The 16,112-nt window shown below is 63.6% G+C and carries 21 protein-coding genes; 5 read left to right on the forward strand and 16 right to left on the reverse strand.

Translation table 11 applies throughout. The features are described 5' to 3' along the window. Positions 1–10: 10 nt before the first annotated feature. The 10 genes from VGN93_RS18600 to ruvC form a co-directional block, all read right to left on the reverse strand. Positions 11–1,123, reverse strand: a complete 1,113-nt coding sequence (locus tag VGN93_RS18600) for a hypothetical protein (RefSeq protein WP_319321055.1) — start codon at positions 1,121–1,123, stop codon at positions 11–13. A 9-nt stretch (positions 1,124–1,132) separates the two neighbouring features. Then, a complete protein-coding gene (gene tolR, locus VGN93_RS18605; RefSeq protein ID WP_319321052.1) occupies positions 1,133–1,585 on the reverse strand; it encodes a protein TolR in 453 nt (150 codons plus the stop codon). 26 nt (positions 1,586–1,611) lie between these two features. Continuing rightward, entirely contained in the window at positions 1,612–2,328 is a 717-nt protein-coding gene (tolQ, locus tag VGN93_RS18610) for a protein TolQ (protein WP_319321049.1), read from the reverse strand. A gap of 317 nt (positions 2,329–2,645) precedes the next feature. Then, positions 2,646–3,116 carry a tol-pal system-associated acyl-CoA thioesterase gene (ybgC, locus tag VGN93_RS18615; protein WP_327508613.1) on the reverse strand — a complete coding sequence of 157 codons (471 nt, stop codon included), beginning with the start codon at positions 3,114–3,116 and terminating at the stop codon, positions 2,646–2,648. A gap of 46 nt (positions 3,117–3,162) precedes the next feature. Then, positions 3,163–4,065 carry a metallophosphoesterase gene (locus tag VGN93_RS18620; protein WP_327508615.1) on the reverse strand — a complete coding sequence of 301 codons (903 nt, stop codon included), beginning with the start codon at positions 4,063–4,065 and terminating at the stop codon, positions 3,163–3,165. A 1-nt stretch (position 4,066) separates the two neighbouring features. After that, entirely contained in the window at positions 4,067–5,107 is a 1,041-nt protein-coding gene (gene ruvB, locus VGN93_RS18625; protein ID WP_256120992.1) for a Holliday junction branch migration DNA helicase RuvB, read from the reverse strand. A gap of 40 nt (positions 5,108–5,147) precedes the next feature. Then, positions 5,148–5,765 carry a Holliday junction branch migration protein RuvA gene (gene ruvA, locus VGN93_RS18630; RefSeq protein ID WP_319321039.1) on the reverse strand — a complete coding sequence of 206 codons (618 nt, stop codon included), beginning with the start codon at positions 5,763–5,765 and terminating at the stop codon, positions 5,148–5,150. Between the two features lie 12 nt (positions 5,766–5,777). Beyond that, positions 5,778–6,191, reverse strand: coding sequence for a type II toxin-antitoxin system VapC family toxin (locus VGN93_RS18635; RefSeq protein ID WP_327508616.1), 414 nt, complete (start codon positions 6,189–6,191; stop codon positions 5,778–5,780). After that, positions 6,191–6,439: an AbrB/MazE/SpoVT family DNA-binding domain-containing protein gene (locus tag VGN93_RS18640; protein ID WP_319321034.1), complete on the reverse strand. Its 249-nt coding sequence runs from the start codon at positions 6,437–6,439 to the stop codon at positions 6,191–6,193. Before VGN93_RS18640 ends, VGN93_RS18635 begins: the two co-directional genes overlap by 1 nt. Positions 6,440–6,494: 55 nt before the next feature. Then, positions 6,495–7,007, reverse strand: a complete 513-nt coding sequence (ruvC, locus tag VGN93_RS18645; RefSeq protein WP_327508617.1) for a crossover junction endodeoxyribonuclease RuvC — start codon at positions 7,005–7,007, stop codon at positions 6,495–6,497. Positions 7,008–7,178: 171 nt separating this feature from the next. Here ruvC and VGN93_RS18650 point away from each other — a divergent pair, with 171 nt between their 5' ends. Then, positions 7,179–8,180: an LLM class flavin-dependent oxidoreductase gene (locus tag VGN93_RS18650; protein WP_327508618.1), complete on the forward strand. Its 1,002-nt coding sequence runs from the start codon at positions 7,179–7,181 to the stop codon at positions 8,178–8,180. Between the two features lie 156 nt (positions 8,181–8,336). Here VGN93_RS18650 and VGN93_RS18655 read toward each other — a convergent pair whose 3' ends face one another. From VGN93_RS18655 to VGN93_RS18665, 3 genes are all read right to left on the reverse strand, one after another. Continuing rightward, a complete protein-coding gene (locus VGN93_RS18655) occupies positions 8,337–9,083 on the reverse strand; it encodes a YebC/PmpR family DNA-binding transcriptional regulator (protein WP_327508619.1) in 747 nt (248 codons plus the stop codon). Between the two features lie 167 nt (positions 9,084–9,250). Next, positions 9,251–9,745, reverse strand: a complete 495-nt coding sequence (locus tag VGN93_RS18660; protein WP_327508620.1) for a hypothetical protein — start codon at positions 9,743–9,745, stop codon at positions 9,251–9,253. Positions 9,746–9,759: 14 nt separating this feature from the next. Further along, the gene (locus VGN93_RS18665) at positions 9,760–10,599 is read right to left on the reverse strand and encodes an MBL fold metallo-hydrolase (RefSeq protein WP_414714126.1); all 840 of its coding nucleotides are present in this window, start codon (positions 10,597–10,599) and stop codon (positions 9,760–9,762) included. A gap of 165 nt (positions 10,600–10,764) precedes the next feature. Here VGN93_RS18665 and VGN93_RS18670 point away from each other — a divergent pair, with 165 nt between their 5' ends. Continuing rightward, complete coding sequence (locus VGN93_RS18670; protein ID WP_319321016.1) at positions 10,765–11,301, forward strand: pyridoxamine 5'-phosphate oxidase family protein; 537 nt, start codon at positions 10,765–10,767, stop codon at positions 11,299–11,301. Positions 11,302–11,364: 63 nt separating this feature from the next. On the opposite strand, the gene VGN93_RS18675 is transcribed toward VGN93_RS18670, so the two are convergent. Then, positions 11,365–12,189, reverse strand: coding sequence for a YmdB family metallophosphoesterase (locus VGN93_RS18675; RefSeq protein WP_327508622.1), 825 nt, complete (start codon positions 12,187–12,189; stop codon positions 11,365–11,367). 10 nt (positions 12,190–12,199) lie between these two features. Continuing rightward, complete coding sequence (locus VGN93_RS18680) at positions 12,200–12,784, reverse strand: 5-formyltetrahydrofolate cyclo-ligase (RefSeq protein WP_327508910.1); 585 nt, start codon at positions 12,782–12,784, stop codon at positions 12,200–12,202. Between the two features lie 167 nt (positions 12,785–12,951). On the opposite strand from VGN93_RS18680, the gene VGN93_RS18685 reads away from it, so the two are divergent. Continuing rightward, positions 12,952–13,215 carry a transcriptional regulator gene (locus VGN93_RS18685; protein ID WP_327508623.1) on the forward strand — a complete coding sequence of 88 codons (264 nt, stop codon included), beginning with the start codon at positions 12,952–12,954 and terminating at the stop codon, positions 13,213–13,215. On the opposite strand, the gene VGN93_RS18690 is transcribed toward VGN93_RS18685, so the two are convergent. Then, the gene (locus tag VGN93_RS18690; protein ID WP_327508624.1) at positions 13,212–14,198 is read right to left on the reverse strand and encodes a sugar-binding transcriptional regulator; all 987 of its coding nucleotides are present in this window, start codon (positions 14,196–14,198) and stop codon (positions 13,212–13,214) included. The two genes, VGN93_RS18685 and VGN93_RS18690, sit on opposite strands and share 4 nt — an antisense overlap. A gap of 290 nt (positions 14,199–14,488) precedes the next feature. Here VGN93_RS18690 and tal point away from each other — a divergent pair, with 290 nt between their 5' ends. Both tal and VGN93_RS18700 read left to right on the forward strand, forming a co-directional pair. Beyond that, on the forward strand, positions 14,489–15,451 hold the full coding sequence (gene tal, locus VGN93_RS18695) for a transaldolase (RefSeq protein WP_327508625.1): 963 nt from the start codon (positions 14,489–14,491) through the stop codon (positions 15,449–15,451). A gap of 99 nt (positions 15,452–15,550) precedes the next feature. Then, a complete protein-coding gene (locus VGN93_RS18700; RefSeq protein ID WP_327508626.1) occupies positions 15,551–16,111 on the forward strand; it encodes a hypothetical protein in 561 nt (186 codons plus the stop codon). Position 16,112 lies beyond the last annotated feature (1 nt).

The raw sequence follows: 16,112 nt of genomic DNA on the forward strand, positions 1-16,112 counted from the left end.
TCCTAGGTTCTTACATCATCTGGCTGGGGTCGAAGTTCACAACGACTTCGCTCCAGGCGTCATATTTTTCAGGCGGCAGACCCTTGAAGGGCCGCGATTTCATGATGGCGCGGCGGGCACCGCCGGCAAGCGCGCGGCGCGCGGAATCCGAACCGCCCGTCGCCACCACTTCCGGCTCGCCGATAATGTCGCCGTTCTGGTCGAGCTGCATCTTGACCTGGATGCGCACGTCGGCGGCATCCGCAAGGCCGGGGATGATCGACCAGTTGTTCTGGATCTGGCCGCGCAGCGCGTCCATCTCGCTCAGGGAAAGCTTGGTGCCGCTGGTCGTCTTCTTGCCGCCGAGTGCTGCCGTTTCCTGCGAACGCTTCGCGCCGCCGCCGGCGGCCTTTTCCTTGTTGAGAAGGGCTGCGATCTCGTCCGAGTTGAAGTCGCTGTCGTTCAGCGAGCTCGCCTTTTCCTGCTTCTTCTTCTGGTCCTTCTTGCGGTCCGGCGTCTTTGCGGTCTCGGCCTTGGCCGTTTCCACCTTCTTTTCCTCGGGCTTTTGCGCGGTTTCAGTCTTCTTCGGCTCGATCTTCGGCTTCATCTCGGGAAGCGGAATCTTGTCCGGCAGCGCTTCGGCTTCCTCGGCCTCGGCAGGCTTTTCCTCGGCGGGCGTGGCCTCGGGCTTCGGATCCGGCTTCACCTCCTGCTTGGTCTCGGCAACCGCCGCGACCTCCGTCGAGGGCTCGCTCGCAGGCTCTTCCTTCTTCACCTCTTCGACCGGCTTGGTATCGGGTGTCTGGACGACCTTTTCGGCCTTTTCCGGTGCTGCCGCGGTCTCGATGTCGCGCGGCTTTTCTTCCGGCGTCGGCAGGTTCTTCAGGTCGACGTCGTTTTCGCCGGCATTTTCCGCATTCTCGACCGGCGTCTGTTTCTTGGTCGGAACAGGCGCCGCCTTTTCCTTCATTTCGGCTTTCTTGTCGCCCTGCTGGATCTGCGTCAGTTCCTCGATCGACACGATATCGACCGGCATCGCCTCGACATTGGCGACGTCGAAGCTCTCAGGACTGCCGAGCGAGACCAGCGCCCAGGTGAGAACCAGGGTGTGGATGACAGCGGATGTGGCGATACTGCCCTTCATGGCGCGCGATCAATTGTCCGGTTTCTGATCGGTGACGAGGCCGATATTGGTGAACCCGCCCGCCTGGATGCGCGACATGACGTCGGCGACGATGCCATAGGGCGCATTGCCGTCGCCGCGCACGAAGACGCGCTCGGTATACCCCGTCGTCGCCACGGCCTGGAGCTTGGCGGCAACCTCGTCGATCGGGATTGCAGTTTCCTGCAGGAACACCTGGCCGTCTGCCTTGACCGAAACGGTGATCGGCTGCGTATCGGCATTCAGCGCGCTCGCCTTCGTCTTCGGCAGGTCGATCGGCACGCCGACCGTCATCAGGGGTGCCGCCACCATGAAGATGATGAGCAGAACCAGCATGACGTCGACGAACGGCGTCACGTTGATCTCGCTCATGGGAGCCTTCTTGCCCCCGCCGCGACGACGGCGGCCACCGCCCGAATTTTTTGTACCGACTGACATGCCCATGGCGTCGTCTCCGTCTCAGGACAGGATTACTGCGCCGCGGCGCGCGGCTGCAGCTTCTCGTCGATCTGGCGCGAAAGGATGGCGGAGAACTCGTCCGCGAACCCTTCCATGCGCGCCGTCAGCTTGCCGGCATCCGCAGAGAACTTGTTGTAGGCAATAACCGCCGGAATTGCGGCAAGAAGGCCGATCGCGGTCGCAAGAAGCGCTTCGGCGATACCGGGCGCGACGACCGCAAGGCTCGTCTGCTTGGAGCCGGCAATCGCCTGGAACGAGGTCATGATGCCGACGACCGTGCCGAACAGGCCGACGAAGGGCGCCGAGGAGCCGATGGTCGCCAGCGACCCGAGGCGCGCTTCCAGCGTTTCGGATTCGCGCGACAGCGTCACGTCCATCGCCCGGTCGATACGCATCTGCAACCCGATCGGTGATCGTGCGCCGCGCTCGAAACTCTTCTTCCATTCCCGCATCGCCGCCACGAAGATGGCGCTCATGCCGGAGGTCTGGCGGTCGGAGAGCGTGCGATAGAGCTCCTCCAGCGACTGCCCGGACCAGAAGACCTGCTCGAAACTGTCGAGCTGGCGACGGGCCTTGCCGTAGCTCAACGTCTTGTCGACGACGATCGCCCATGTCCACACGGACGCGGCGATGAGGCCGAGCATGACCAGCTTGACGACGAACCCGGCTTGCATGAAGAGCGCCCAAAGGGTCACACTATGCGCCGCTTCCAAACCCACTTGTTCCATAGACCTATGTCCCCGAATCCAAACACCCGGCACGAGCCTTTGCGGCCACGACCGGGTAACATTCACGCCTTCGCGGTTTTCCTGGGAGGTGGAACCCGCTATCGGCATTCACAAACATCGCGTCGCAGCCAAGGATTTTCACCCGCACCCGCTTCGCATGTCCGTCAAGAATGTCCGGTTGATGCCGCCGGCCGCCATGCCGGTCAAACGCTTACAACCTGCCTTCTTGACGGCAAATTTGGTTAAAGGATGACGTGCAGTGCACAAAATCCTCACCACCTGAGTAAGACATCATTATGGTTAAGGGAGTGTTACCGCTAAAGCGCGCCGGACGCTTCCTGCGCCTTGGCCAGAAAACGCACCGCCAGGCCTTCCGGCAATCGGCGCGGCCGGCCGGCCGCATTGATGACGGCGATGATGACGCGCGCGGCGATCAGCAATTGCTCGCCACGGCGGATCTCCTGGTTCAGGATCATCTTCGCGCCTCCGGCCTTTTCGGTCGAGGTAACGATGGTCAGGATGTCGTCCATGCGTGCCGGGGATTTGAAGTCGATCTCCATGCGATGCACGACGAAGACGAGCCCTTCGCGGTCCTCTTCCAAGACGAGGCTGCCCTGCTCGACGCCGAGCAGCCGCAGATAATCCGTCCGCCCGCGCTCCAGGAAATGCAGGTAGCGGGCGTGATAGACGACGCCGGAAAAATCCGTGTCCTCGTAATAGACCCGCTGCACGAGCCGGTGGCCCGCTTCGGTCAGTTCGCCTGAGAGGTGATGGTTCAAGTCGCTCATGGCGCTTCTCTCCCCCAAAGCGCCCGGAAATGCAAGGTTGCAGCGCTCAACCGAGTTCGACGACCATGATTTCCGGCGGCGAGCCGAAGCGCACAGGTGCAATCGAGCAGCCGAGCCCGCCGGAAACGCAGAGATGACGGTCCTCTTCGACGACGTGGCCATAGGCGTAGCGGTTGCCGAAGGCGGAGGGCACCATGGGTGAATAGCCGAACAGCCGCACCTGGCCGCCATGGGTGTGGCCGGACAAGGTGAGCGAGACGCGCGCCGGCACCTGCGGAAAGATATCCGGCTCATGCGCCAGGAGAATGATCGGAGCCTCGTCCATCACCTGCACCAGCGTGCCCGGCAGGTCATCGAGCCCGACATAGCCGTAGCGGTTCCATTGCCGGCCGGGACGCAGCGCGATCTGGTCCTCCAGCCCCGCAAGCCAGAAGGCGCCCGTCGTCGTCTCGATCCGCGCGGCGCTGTTCGAATAAACGGCGATGCCGGCATCGCGCAGCGCCCGATGGCTGAAGGTCTCGCCGCCGCCGACCGCCTGCGCATCGGGATCGTCCCACCAGTCATGGTTTCCAAGCACGGCATGAACGCCGAGCGGTGCCTGAAGCGTCGAGAGCGACGCAGCCCATGCCGCCGGCGGCACCTTGCCCCAGACGGCGCGCATGCTGGAGAGATAATCGCCGAGCAGCACGATGATGTCGCCGCCGAGATCGTTGGCATGGCGGCAGATGTCGCCGATGCGGCTGGCACTCATCCAGGGTTCGCAGGCATGGATATCGGCGAGCGCGACGATCCGCAGTTTCTGCCCCTCCGGCCAACCGGGCGGCACGATCCGATACGTGGTGGTACGCAGACGCAGCAGTGATTCGACACCCACGGCATAGGCGGAGGACGAAAGGCCCGCGGCAAACAGTCCACCGAAGGCCTTCAGTATCCCGCGCCGCGTCAGCACATCAATCGTCCTCGGAAAACAGCCTGAACTGCGTCGCCTCAAGGTCCTTGGGCGGCGTGAGGCCCATATGTTTCCAGGCATTTACGGTCAAAACACGGCCGCGCGGCGTGCGCTGGATGAAACCCTGCTGGATCATGTAGGGCTCGATGATGTCCTCGATCGCATCGCGCGGCTCGGACAGGCCGGCCGCGATGGTCTCGATCCCCACCGGCCCGCCGCTGAAATTGTGTGCGATCATCGACAGATACCGCCGGTCGAGCTGGTCGAGCCCCATATTGTCGACGAGCAGCCGCGTCAGCGCGTCGTCGGCGATGACCCGGGTTACCGCCTCCGCCCGCGCCACTTCGGCAAAATCGCGCACCCGGCGCAGCAGACGCCCGGCGATGCGCGGCGTGCCGCGCGCCCGACGCGCGATCTCGTGCGCGCCGTCCTCGGTGATGCCGAGCCCCATCAACCGCGCGCCGCGGCGCACGATCGATTCCAGCTCCTCGACGGTGTAGAAATTCAGCCGCACCGGAATGCCGAAACGGTCGCGCAGCGGCGTCGTCAGCAGGCCGAGGCGCGTGGTCGCAGCAACGAGGGTGAACTTCGACAGGTCGATCTTCACCGAACGCGCCGCCGGGCCTTCGCCGATGATCAGGTCGAGCTGGAAATCCTCCATGGCCGGGTAGAGGATTTCCTCGACGGCCGGGTTGAGGCGGTGGATTTCGTCGATGAAGAGCACGTCGCGCTCTTCGAGATTGGTCAGCAGCGCCGCAAGATCGCCGGCTTTCGCGATGACCGGGCCGGAGGTCGAGCGAAAATTGACGCCGAGCTCCTTCGCCATGATCTGCGCGAGCGTCGTCTTGCCGAGGCCGGGCGGGCCGACGAACAGCACATGGTCGAGCGCCTCGCCGCGGTTCTTCGCCGCTTCGATGAAGATCTTGAGGTTGGCGCGCGCCTCCGCCTGGCCGGTGAAATCGTCCAGCGTCTGCGGCCGCAAGGCGGTGTCGATATCCTCGCCGCGCTTTTCCGGCGCCAGCAGTCTGTCCTCGTCGCTCATTGAGCCCTAATCCCATTGTCGGCAGAGGAAGGCAACCGCATCACCGCGACAATTCCTTGAGGCCGAGGCGGATGAGCTTTGCGCTGTCGCCCCCCTCCCCGCCGTTCTTCAGCGCGGCGGCGACGGCATTGGCCGCCTGGTCGCGCGAATAACCAAGATTGGTCAGCGCCGAGACCGCGTCGGAAACCGGCGCCGAAGCCACCCCTTCGCCGAGCTCCTGCTTGAGCCCGATCGAGGCCGACGCCTCGCCCGCAAAGGCCGGCGCCTTGTTGCGCAGTTCGGTGACGATGCGCACCGCCACCTTCGGCCCCACGCCCGGCGCCCGCGACACAGCCGTCTTGTCCTGCAACGCGATGGCATTCGCAAGCTCGCCCGGCGTCAACGTGGAAAGCACCCCGAGCGCCACCTTGGAACCGACGCCCTGCACGCTCTGCAACAGCCGGAACCACTCCCGCTCCAGCGCCGTCAGGAAGCCGAACAGCCGGAACTGATCCTCCCGCACATAGGTCTCGATGAACAGCACCGCCGCCTCGCCGGCGGACCCGAGCCTGCCGAGCGTGCGCGCCGAACAATGGGCGACATAGCCGACCCCGTGCACGTCGATGACCACGTGGTCGTCGCCGATCTCATCGATTGTGCCTTTGAGTTTGCCGATCATGAAAGGGGTCCGTCAGGGGTGGGTTTCGGGAGTGATCAAGCGGATCATCGGAAAGTAGGTCTTGTAGCGGGCGGGGTCGCGGGTCAGCAGGCTATGCCCACGCACCAGGGCATGCGCGCCGATATAAAAATCCGGCAAGGGTGAGCGCTTGTCGCCGCCGCTACGCTTGTATTGCAAAAAAGCGAGACCTGCAGCATGTGCTGCCTCCCAGGGCAGATCCTCGCGAAGGAAAGACGTTGGCGAAAGGGCCGCGTCGAGGGCGCCGACCGTCGCAAAGCCCGCAGCCATCTCCGCGTAGATCAGCGGATTGATCAGCACGTCGCCTTGCCGTCGCACCTCGGCGATCGCAAGAAGCGACCAATCCTCGAAGGCGCTGCCGGTGTGGAAGAGATCGATGAGGACATTGGTGTCGACAAGCGTGGGCATCAGTCGCGCAACAGTCTGTAGAAGGCGTCGCCGTCGAGATCGCCAAGCGCCATCGAGCCCTTGTGGCGGCGAAGATGTTCTGTCAATGCCTGCACTTCCTGCTCGCGTTCGTCTGCCGAAGGCTCGACGCGACGCAAGACGGCGCTATCGCCCTGAAGCACGAACTCGACCTCCGATCCCGGCACGATGCCGAGATTGTTGCGCACATTCCGCGGGATCGTCACCTGGCCTTTTTCCGTCACACGCATGGTAATACCTCTGAGGTATTACTTACTGCCCACACCGGAACAAGTCAAGAACAAATCAGCCGACGAGCTTGGCGAGGCGGCCTGAGAGGCCTTGGCGATTGTGGGCGTGGCAGATGGCGATGGCCAATGCATCGGCAGCGTCGTTGCCGGTGAAGGTCGCCTTGGGCATCAGCACCTTCAGCATCATGTGGATCTGCTGTTTTTCGCCATGGCCGACGCCGATGACGGCTTTCTTCACCGCATTCGGCGCATATTCCGCCACCCGCAGGCCGGCGCGCGCCGGCACGAGCATGGCAATGCCGCGCGCCTGGCCGAGCTTGAGCGTCGCCACCGCATCCTTGTTGACGAAGGTCTGCTCGACGGCGGCCTCGTGCGGCTGGTGGCTATGGATGATCTCGGCAAGGCCGTCATGCAACTGGCAGAGGCGAGAGGCGAGATCGGCGTCGCCATCGGACGTCACGGTGCCGGAGGCGACGAAGCGCAGCGAATTGCCCAGCGTCTCGATGATGCCCCAACCGGTGCGGCGAAGCCCCGGATCGATGCCGATGATGCGAATCGTTTCCTGCATGCGAAAACCCTAATCCTGTCGACCCGACCCTGCCAGCGAAATGTGAACAAAACAAAAACAAATGGCCGTTTGCAGAAGCGCTCGCGAAAAGCTGGCGCGGATCGCTTGGATTTCACAAAACTGAACCTACATGGGAGCACAATCAAATCTACTCACAGCGAGGCCGCTCCCATGGTGCCCTTCTCCATCCTCGACCTTTCCCCGGTCACCGAAGGCGGCACAGTCGCCCAGTCGCTCGAAAATTCACGCCGTCTCGCGCAGGAAGCGGAGGCGCATGGCTACAAGCGCTTCTGGCTCGCCGAACACCACGGCATGCTCGGCATCGCCAGCGCCGCCACCTCGCTCGTCATCCAGCATGTCGCGGCGGGCACGCAGAAAATCCGCGTCGGCTCCGGCGGCATCATGCTGCCGAACCATTCGCCTCTGGTCATCGCCGAACAGTTCGGCACGCTGGCAGCCCTCTTCCCGGATCGCATCGACCTCGGCCTCGGCCGCGCACCCGGCACCGATATGCGCACGGCCCAGGCAATGCGCCGCAACCTCGACAGCGCCGCCAACAATTTCCCGCAGGATGTCGTCGAGCTGATGCAGCTGATGGGTCCGACGAGCCCGCAGCAGCAAGTCATCGCCATCCCCGGTGCGGGCACCAACGTGCCCGTCTGGCTGCTCGGTTCCAGCCACTATTCGGCACATCTCGCCGGCATGCTCGGCCTGCCCTTTGCCTTCGCCTCACATTTCGCGCCGGACATGCTGCTGACGGCGCTCGAAATCTACCGCGAGCGCTTCGAGCCCTCGCAATATCTCGACAAGCCGCATGCCATGGTCGGCGTGATGGGGGCGGCCGCCGATACGGATGCGGAAGCCGACTATCTCTTCACCTCGATGCAGCAATCCTTCGTGCGCCTGCGCCGCGGCACGCCCGGCGCCTTCCCGGCACCGGTCACCGACATGGAACCGCACTGGAGCGATGGAGAACGCATCAATGTCGAGCACACGCTGCAATATGCGGTGGTCGGCGGGCCGGACAAGATCAAGCGCCGCATCGCCGATTTCCTGTCGATCACCAAGGCCGACGAACTGATCGTCTCCATGCCGATCTACGACATGGACGCCCGGCTGAAATCGGTCCGGCTCTTCGCCGAGGCGCAGCGGGGGCTTGCGCTCGCCGCCTGAACGAAGAAGGCCGGGGCCTCGTGGGCACCCGGCCTTTCAATGACCACTTCTCCATCGTCATGGTCGGGCTTGCCCCGACCATCCATGCCGCGCCTGCCGCGTGGATCCTCGGGTCGAGCCCGAGGATGACGGAGAGAGTAGGCTAGACCCGGCCGATCAGGCCGATAGCTTGGCCATGACTTCGTCGGAGACCTCGAAGTTCGAGTAGACGTTCTGCACGTCGTCGTCGTCTTCCAGCGTGTCGATGAGCTTCATCAGCGACTGCGCCTTTTCCTCGTCGACCGGCACGGTGTTCTGTGCCTTCCAGATCGCCTTGATCGTCTCGGCTTCGCCGAGCTTGTCTTCCAGCGCCTTTGAGACCTCGCCGATATCCTCGAACCCGCAGAGGATCGTGTGGCCTTCCTCGTCGGTCGTCACGTCTTCGGCACCGGCGTCGATTGCGGCTTCCATGACGGCGTCGGCACTGCCGACGCCAAGCTTGTAGGTGATTTCGCCGACGCGGTCGAAGGAGAACGAGACCGATCCGGTTTCGCCGAGCGCGCCGCCAGCCTTGGAGAAGGTCGAGCGCACGGAGGAGGCCGTGCGGTTGCGGTTGTCGGTCAGCGCTTCGACGATGACGGCGACGCCGCCGGGGCCGTAACCCTCATAGCGGACTTCCTCGTAGTTCTCGCCGTCGACGCCGGAGGCCTTCTTGACGGCGCGCTCGATATTGTCCTTCGGCATGGACTGCGCCTTGGCGTTCTGGATCGCCAGGCGCAAGCGGGCATTCATCGACGGGTCGGGCAGACCGGTCTTCGCCGCAACCGTGATTTCACGGGCAAGCTTGGAGAACATTTTCGACCGCACGGAATCCTGTTTGCCCTTGCGGTGCATGATATTCTTGAACTGTGAATGGCCAGCCATGGCACCCCTGTCTCGCTTTTTGGCGCCCCATTTCCGGTCGCCGGTCACTGTGCCGGAGCCCCTGCCGCGGTGACGCGCCAGCCTGCTGCCCCGATTTTCGAAATGCCGCCTTATAATTTCATTGCCGCCGGACGTCCAGCAGTCGCGCAAACAAAGCGGTAACTGCTTCAATCGGCCCGGACGCGGGCGCGGCTCAGCAGGAAGGAGTGGCCGTCATTGCGCTCGCAGGTCAGCCCCGTGCGCTCCGAATAGCAGGTGAACGGACCGCCGGACCAGGTCTCGCCATAGCCGAGGGTGTGCTCGCTGCCGCAACAGCCCTGATCACCGACATTGCTTTGAACGGAGGCCTTGCCGCTACGCCCCAGCGTCGCGCGCAGATATTTCGGCTCGACGCGGTCGCAGGACAGTTCCGGTCCGCCATCGGCAGGCTGGTAGACCGCCGTGCCGCCCTCGGGAATGTAGACGCAGCCGATATTGCCGGACGGCAGGATAAAATCCTCCGCCACGCCGAGCGCGCGCGTCGGGAGCTTTTCCACCGGCTGGGTGGCAAGCCCGCGCGGCTGGCCGGATTCGCCGCCGGGGCCTTCGGGCGTCGGCGCGCCGCTCGCGAAAGCAAGCGCGGAGGAAAGCAGAAAGGCGGGCACGGCAACGAGAAAACGCATCAAAAACTCCGGCATCAGACGCCGGAGAGAATATGGATCGTCGGCCGCTTGGGCAAGCTGCGGATGGAAACGGTCATCGTCGCATCGTCGTCGGTCACCGCGTCGAAGCCCGTGCCGAACATAGACAGGAACTGACTGATCGGCGGCCCGCGGCGGTGCATGGGCAGGATCAGCGAGGAACGCAGGCGCTGTACGACACGGCTCATGCTCTCCGCCCCCATCGTCAAACCGCCATCGACCGGCACCATCAGCACGTCGAGCCGGCCGATCTCGGCATATTGTTTTTCGGTCAGCTCATGATGCAGATGGCCGAGATGGCCGATGCAGAGGCCCGCAACCTCGAAGATGAAGATGGAATTGCCGTTCGGCTCCATCGATCCGCCCCAGTTGCGGATATCGGTCGGCACGTTGCGGATATAGGTATCGCCCACCACGACATCGTGGTCCGCCCCCTTTGGCGAGCCATCCTGCCAGCCATGCAGGACATATTCGATGCCCGGCTCCGGGCTCATCGTGTAGTGGCTGGAATGGGCCTTGTTCATCGTCACCACGGTCGGCAGCGCCGGCGGCTTGTACCAGCCGTTATAGTCGGTGGCGATCTTCACGCCCGCCGGCGTTTCGATGAAGAAGGTCGAGTGGCCGATATAGGTGATCTTCACCTCCTCGTTCGCCTTCGCCTGCACCTTGAGGGCGGGCTCAGTGGAAAAGCTGGCGAAGGTGACCGAGGGAAGCGAGCGCGCGATCATCTGGCACTGGCTGACAGGCGTTTCCGCCTGTGCCGATGCCAGCCGGGGCGCCGCGAGCACGGCGAAGGCTGCAACGATCAACGGAATGAGCAGGAGATGCGGCATCAGCGGCTCCGTTCATTGGGTCGGCGGGACTATGCGCCCGCAAGCATCGCCGGTCGAGATTTGCCGGCCGGCGCGGCGATCACAATCCGTTGACTGGCCATCGACCGGAACCTTGGCCGCCCGCTCACGTTCCCTTGCCATCAACGCCAACAGACGAGAGGAATATCCATGTCCAATCTCACCCGTGCCCGCGAAAACCCCAAGGAACAGCTTTTCGACGAAATCGACAAGATTCATGCCGGCATGCTCGGCGTCGAGGGCAGCCACATGCACATGCAGCCGATGGCGCCGCAGCTCGACCGCCAGACGGCGACGATCTGGTTTTTCACCAGGACGGATGCGGAGATCGTCGACGCCATCTCGCCGGGTTCGCGCGCGCATTTCTGCGTCGTCGGCAAGGACCACGATTACCATGCCTGCCTCGCCGGCCGCCTGTCCGTGCGCAAGGACCCGGCCAAGATCGACGAATACTGGAGCTCGATCGTCGAGGCCTGGTTCGACCATGGCAAGGACGACCCGAGACTTACCATGCTGGCGCTGGAAATCGAGGATGCGGAAGTCTGGGCCTCGACCGGCAGCAAGCTGAAATTCGGCTGGGAGATCGCCAAGGCCAACTTCAACCCGGACGAGGAGCCCGATGTCGGCGTGAAGGCGCACCTGACCTTCAACGGCGGCTCAGCCGATCACCTGCGCCACATGGTCTGAGGCTCTGGTTTTGTTTGCCGCATTGTCCGACGTCGACGCGATCCCGCTTCGACTGGAAATGCTCTAGCGCCAGAACTCCGGCACCGCTTCGGCCAGCCGCGGGCCGAGCCGTAGCGGTGCGACCTTTTCGGCAAGCCCCGTGCGGTCGGAAATTTCCACTGCAAGGCCGCAGATCGTCGCCGGTCCGGACGCCGCCTCGAAGCGGCTTTTCGGCATTTTCGAGATGAAGCGGTTGAGTGGCTCTTCCTTCTCCATGCCGAGCGACGAATCGTAATCGCCGCACATGCCGGCATCCGACATATAGGCCGTGCCGCCGTTGAGGATCTGGCAATCGGCCGTCGGCACATGGGTGTGCGTGCCGACGACGACGCTGGCGCGGCCATCGACGAAATGGCCGAAGCACTGCTTTTCGCTCGTCGCCTCGGCGTGGAAGTCGAAGATTACGGCATCCGCCTGCTCGCCCAAGGGGCAGGAGGCCAAGATTGCCTCGCCCGCCTTGAAGGGATCGTCGAGCTCGGGATGCATGAAGACGCGGCCCATGATGTTGGCGACGAGCACCCGTGCGCCATTCTTTGCGATGAAGAGATTGGCGCCGCGGCCGGGCGTGCCGGCGGGATAGTTGGCGGGACGCAGGAACTGGTCGTGGCGGCCGGCGAAGGTCACGGCCTCCTTTTGGTCCCAGACATGGTTGCCGGTCGTCACGACGTCGGCGCCGGCATTGATGGTCTCCAGGAAGATTTCTTCCGTGATGCCGAAGCCGCCGGCCGCGTTCTCCCCGTTGACGACGACGAAATCCAGCTTGAAATCGCTGATCAGCCCCGGCAGGCGCTGCCAGACGGCGGTCCGCCCTGTCTTGCCCACCATATCGCCCAGAAAGAGAAAACGCATCGAAACTGCCTTACGAAACCTGTTGGAACAAACGGAAGCCGCTTTCGGTGAGGATCGCGTCCAGCGCGACATCATGCGGTTCCGCGGGTACTGATGCCACTTCCTGGCAGTCGAACGCAATGCCGATCAGTTTTGGCGCATGGCCCTTTGCCTTCAGACGGTCGATCGCCCGGTCGTAATGGCCGGCGCCGTAGCCGATGCGGTGGCCCGCTCTGTCAAAGGCGGAGAGCGGCACCAGCAGGATATCCGGATCGAGCACGGCTGCCTCCGGTCCAGGCCCCGTCGTGCCGAAGCCGGTCTTCACCACCTCGGCGCCCATCACCAGTTCACGAAAGACGATCGTCTCGCGATCGAGCACGACGGGCAGGCAGAGCCGTGCGCCGCGCGTGCGCAAATGGGCGAGCAGCGGCCGGATATCCGCCTCCGAGCGGATCGGCCAGAAACCGGAAATCACCATGCCCGGCTCGAAGTCGATGCGGTCGCCCGCATGCTCGACCATGGCAAGGCTCCCTTCGATGCGCGCTTCCGGCGTCATCGCATCGCGGAATGCCAGCCGCTCGTTGCGGATCGCTGCCTTCAGTTCCTTGGATGTCACGGGGGATGTCACGGATCTCTCCAGCCTTTTGCGCGTGGCTTACCAGCTAGCAGCGCCGGAAGGCAAATCCCCATCTTTTTGCGACAGGGCGAAGTCGCGGGAATACGTGCCGCAACGGGACATGGAGGCAAAAAACGGCGCGCTTCCGTTAAGCATTGGAGCAGCTTGTGCTTGCGAAGCCGCATCCAGTCTTTAAGCGGGGCCGCATGACGTCCTCGGAAAATGATCCTTCCCGCCTTCCCGAGCTAACCGAAATCGAAAAACGGTGTCTTCAACTTGCCGCGAACGGCAGGACGCCGGCCGATATCGTGCTCGAGACCGACATTGCGATGCCGCGCGTGACTGAGGCCACGCGCAGCGCGATAGACAAGCTCGGCACGCGCAATATCACCGCCGCGATCGTCCGCGCCACCCGCCTCAACCTGATCTAGGCTGCCGCAGACGTCTCCGCCAGTCGCAGCATGGCGAGTGCTGCCCCCTCGTCGGTGATCAGCGTGTTGCAGCCGACGCGGCGGATCGTGGCGCGGATCGCGAGCGCCCGGTGCTCACCGCCGGAGACCAGCACGATGTGGCGCGCCTTCTTTACCGTATCGAGATCGATCGACATGACGCGGTGGCGGATCGGATGGTCGATCGTGTGGCCGTCCGCATCCAGAAAATTGCACATCGTATCGCAGACGCAGCCGGCCGCGATCAGCTCGTCCAGCTCGTGCCGGGCGATGAAATCGCGTGACAGCGAGGAGGAGCGCGGGCCGATATCGCCGCAGCTCACCACCGCGATATCCATGTTCTCCGCCAGCTCGAACAGGGTTTTCAAACCGCACTTTTCGATCAGGCTGCGCTTGGTCTCCCGCGAATCGACCAGCAGCGGCGCGAGGAACAGGTAACATTCGGCACCAAGCTGGCTCGCCAGCCGCCAGGTATATTCGATCGGGTTGATGTGGTGCGCCTCCACCACGCCGCCGAGCAGCGAGACGACCTTCACCCGCTCGCGCCGCGCCGGGCGGAAACTCGCAAGCGAGGCGGTCAGCGTGCGGCCCCAGCCGACTCCGATCGTGCAATCGTCGGGGATCGCCTCGGTCAGGAACTGGCCGAGCGCCAGGCCGACGCCCCTGGCATTCGCCTCCGCACTTTCGGCCGCCGGCACCACCACGGCCTCGTCCAGTCCATAGGCCTTCTCCAGCCGCACGGCGAGTTCGACGCAATCGGCCACGCCCTCGTCGATCCAGATCTGCACCTCGGAACGCTTCAGCGCTTCGTCCAGCATGCGGATGACGGTCGTGCGGCTGACGCCGATCTTTTCCGCCACGTCCTTCTGGGTGAGGCCCTGGTTGTAATAGAGCCAGGCCGCCCGGAGCCTCAGCGCCGCCGATTCCGAATAGGCCGTGTGTGTGTCGCGCCGGAGCCTTGCCACGGTGCCTCCATCTGTCTGCAATCGTTCCGGCGCAGCTTAGCACAGGAAACGAAAAATGCGACATATGTTCAGAGGATTGATCAAAAGTGCTTGACTTTTATCCACGGAAACGCCGATAGTCCGTCGCATATCGGCTGGCGGCCTTCCGTCGGCGGATGGGTTGTGCCGGCTCGCCCGACGGCTGAAACAGGAAGCACGGTCGTCGCGCGCGTCATCACAGGGAACATGGAGGAGGGTCCGGCGTTTCCGTTGGAAACGCGGCCCAGCAACAACCATTTCGGGATATCGACATGACGTCCAAGCTTGAACAACTCCGCGCGATGACGACCGTCGTGGCAGACACCGGCGACATCGAAGCCGTGCGCCGCCTGAAGCCGGTCGATTGCACCACCAACCCGACGATCGTGCTCAAGGCACTCGGCACGCCGATGTTTGCCGACACCGTCTCCGAAGCCATCCGCTGGGGCCAGTCCCAGGGCGGCAACCGCGAAGGCGTCGTCTCGGCCGTTGCCGATCGCCTGGCCATCTCCGTCGGCGCAGCACTTTCCGAAATCGTGCCCGGCCGCGTCTCGACGGAAGTCGACGCCGACCTCTCCTTCGACACGGAAGCCTCCATCGCCAAGGGCCGCGAGATCATCAAGGCCTATGAGGCGCGCGGCATCACCCGCGACCGCATCCTCATCAAGCTCGCATCCACCTGGGAAGGCATCCGCGCCGCGGAAGTGCTCCAGAAGGACGGCATCGACTGCAACCTGACGCTGCTCTTCAACAAGGCCCAGGCGATAGCCTGCGCCGATGCCGGCGCCTTCCTCATCTCGCCCTTCGTCGGCCGCATCCTTGACTGGCACGTCAAGGCGTCGGGCAAGACGTTTTCGGCCGAAGAAGATCCGGGCGTCGTCTCGGTCCGCGCGATCTACGACTACTACAAGTCCAACGGCATCAACACGATCGTCATGGGCGCCTCCTTCCGCAACACCGGCGAAATCGAAGCCCTTGCCGGCTGCGACCGCCTGACGATCAGCCCGGCGCTTCTCGAAGAGCTCGACGCTGCCGAAGGCACGCTGGAGCGCAAGCTCTCGCCGGAAAAGGCCGCCAAGGTCTCGCCGATCAAGATCGACGAAAAGACCTTCCGCTGGATGCTGAACGAAGACGCCATGGCCACCGAAAAGCTCTCCGAAGGCATCCGCGCCTTCGCCAAGGACCTCGGCAGCCTGCGCGCGATGATCGACAAGGAACTGAAGGCGGCGGCGTAAAGGCGCCCCTCCTCACCGCACCCTCCTCCGTCATGGTCGGGCTTGACCCGACCATCCATACCGCGAAGTGCCGCGTGGATCCTCGGGTCAAGCCCGAGGATGACGAAAGAAAGCGAAGAGCCTGCAGGAAACACGAAGGCCGCCCAGAGGCGGCCTTTTTGCTGCTTAACCATAAATCGGCAAACGCTCTGGTGGGGCTCGCGAAGCTTTCGACACACGCCTAGATTACGACGAGGCGACACGACGGAAGGAGCCCCTATGAAGCATTTTCTGGCAGCAATCGTTCTGCTCTGCACGGCGGCGATCGCCGTTCCGGCAGTTGCGGAAGAGGCATTCCACGGGGAATGGCAGCAAATTGCCTCGAATGCAGGTGAATGCCCGACCTGCCGCATCACCATTCGCCAAACCGGAACGTCGCTTGAAATCGTCGCCAACAACGACTGGACGGCGATCGCGGAAACCGGGGGGCATGAAACGGCGAATGGCGCAGGCTTCTGGAAACGCGGAACACGAAAGACCTATGCCGGCAAGACTTTCAACATCCGGCTCCGCCACAATGGGGATGACGAGCTTCTCATGAGGATGAGGATCGAGCCGATCCAGGGGAGAAGCCGCACGATCCAGGGCCTTTTCAAGCGGATCGAACGGCTGAAAATCTAAA

The sequence above is a fragment of the Shinella sp. genome (assembly GCF_035998705.1).
Classification (GTDB): Bacteria; Pseudomonadota; Alphaproteobacteria; order Rhizobiales; family Rhizobiaceae; genus Shinella.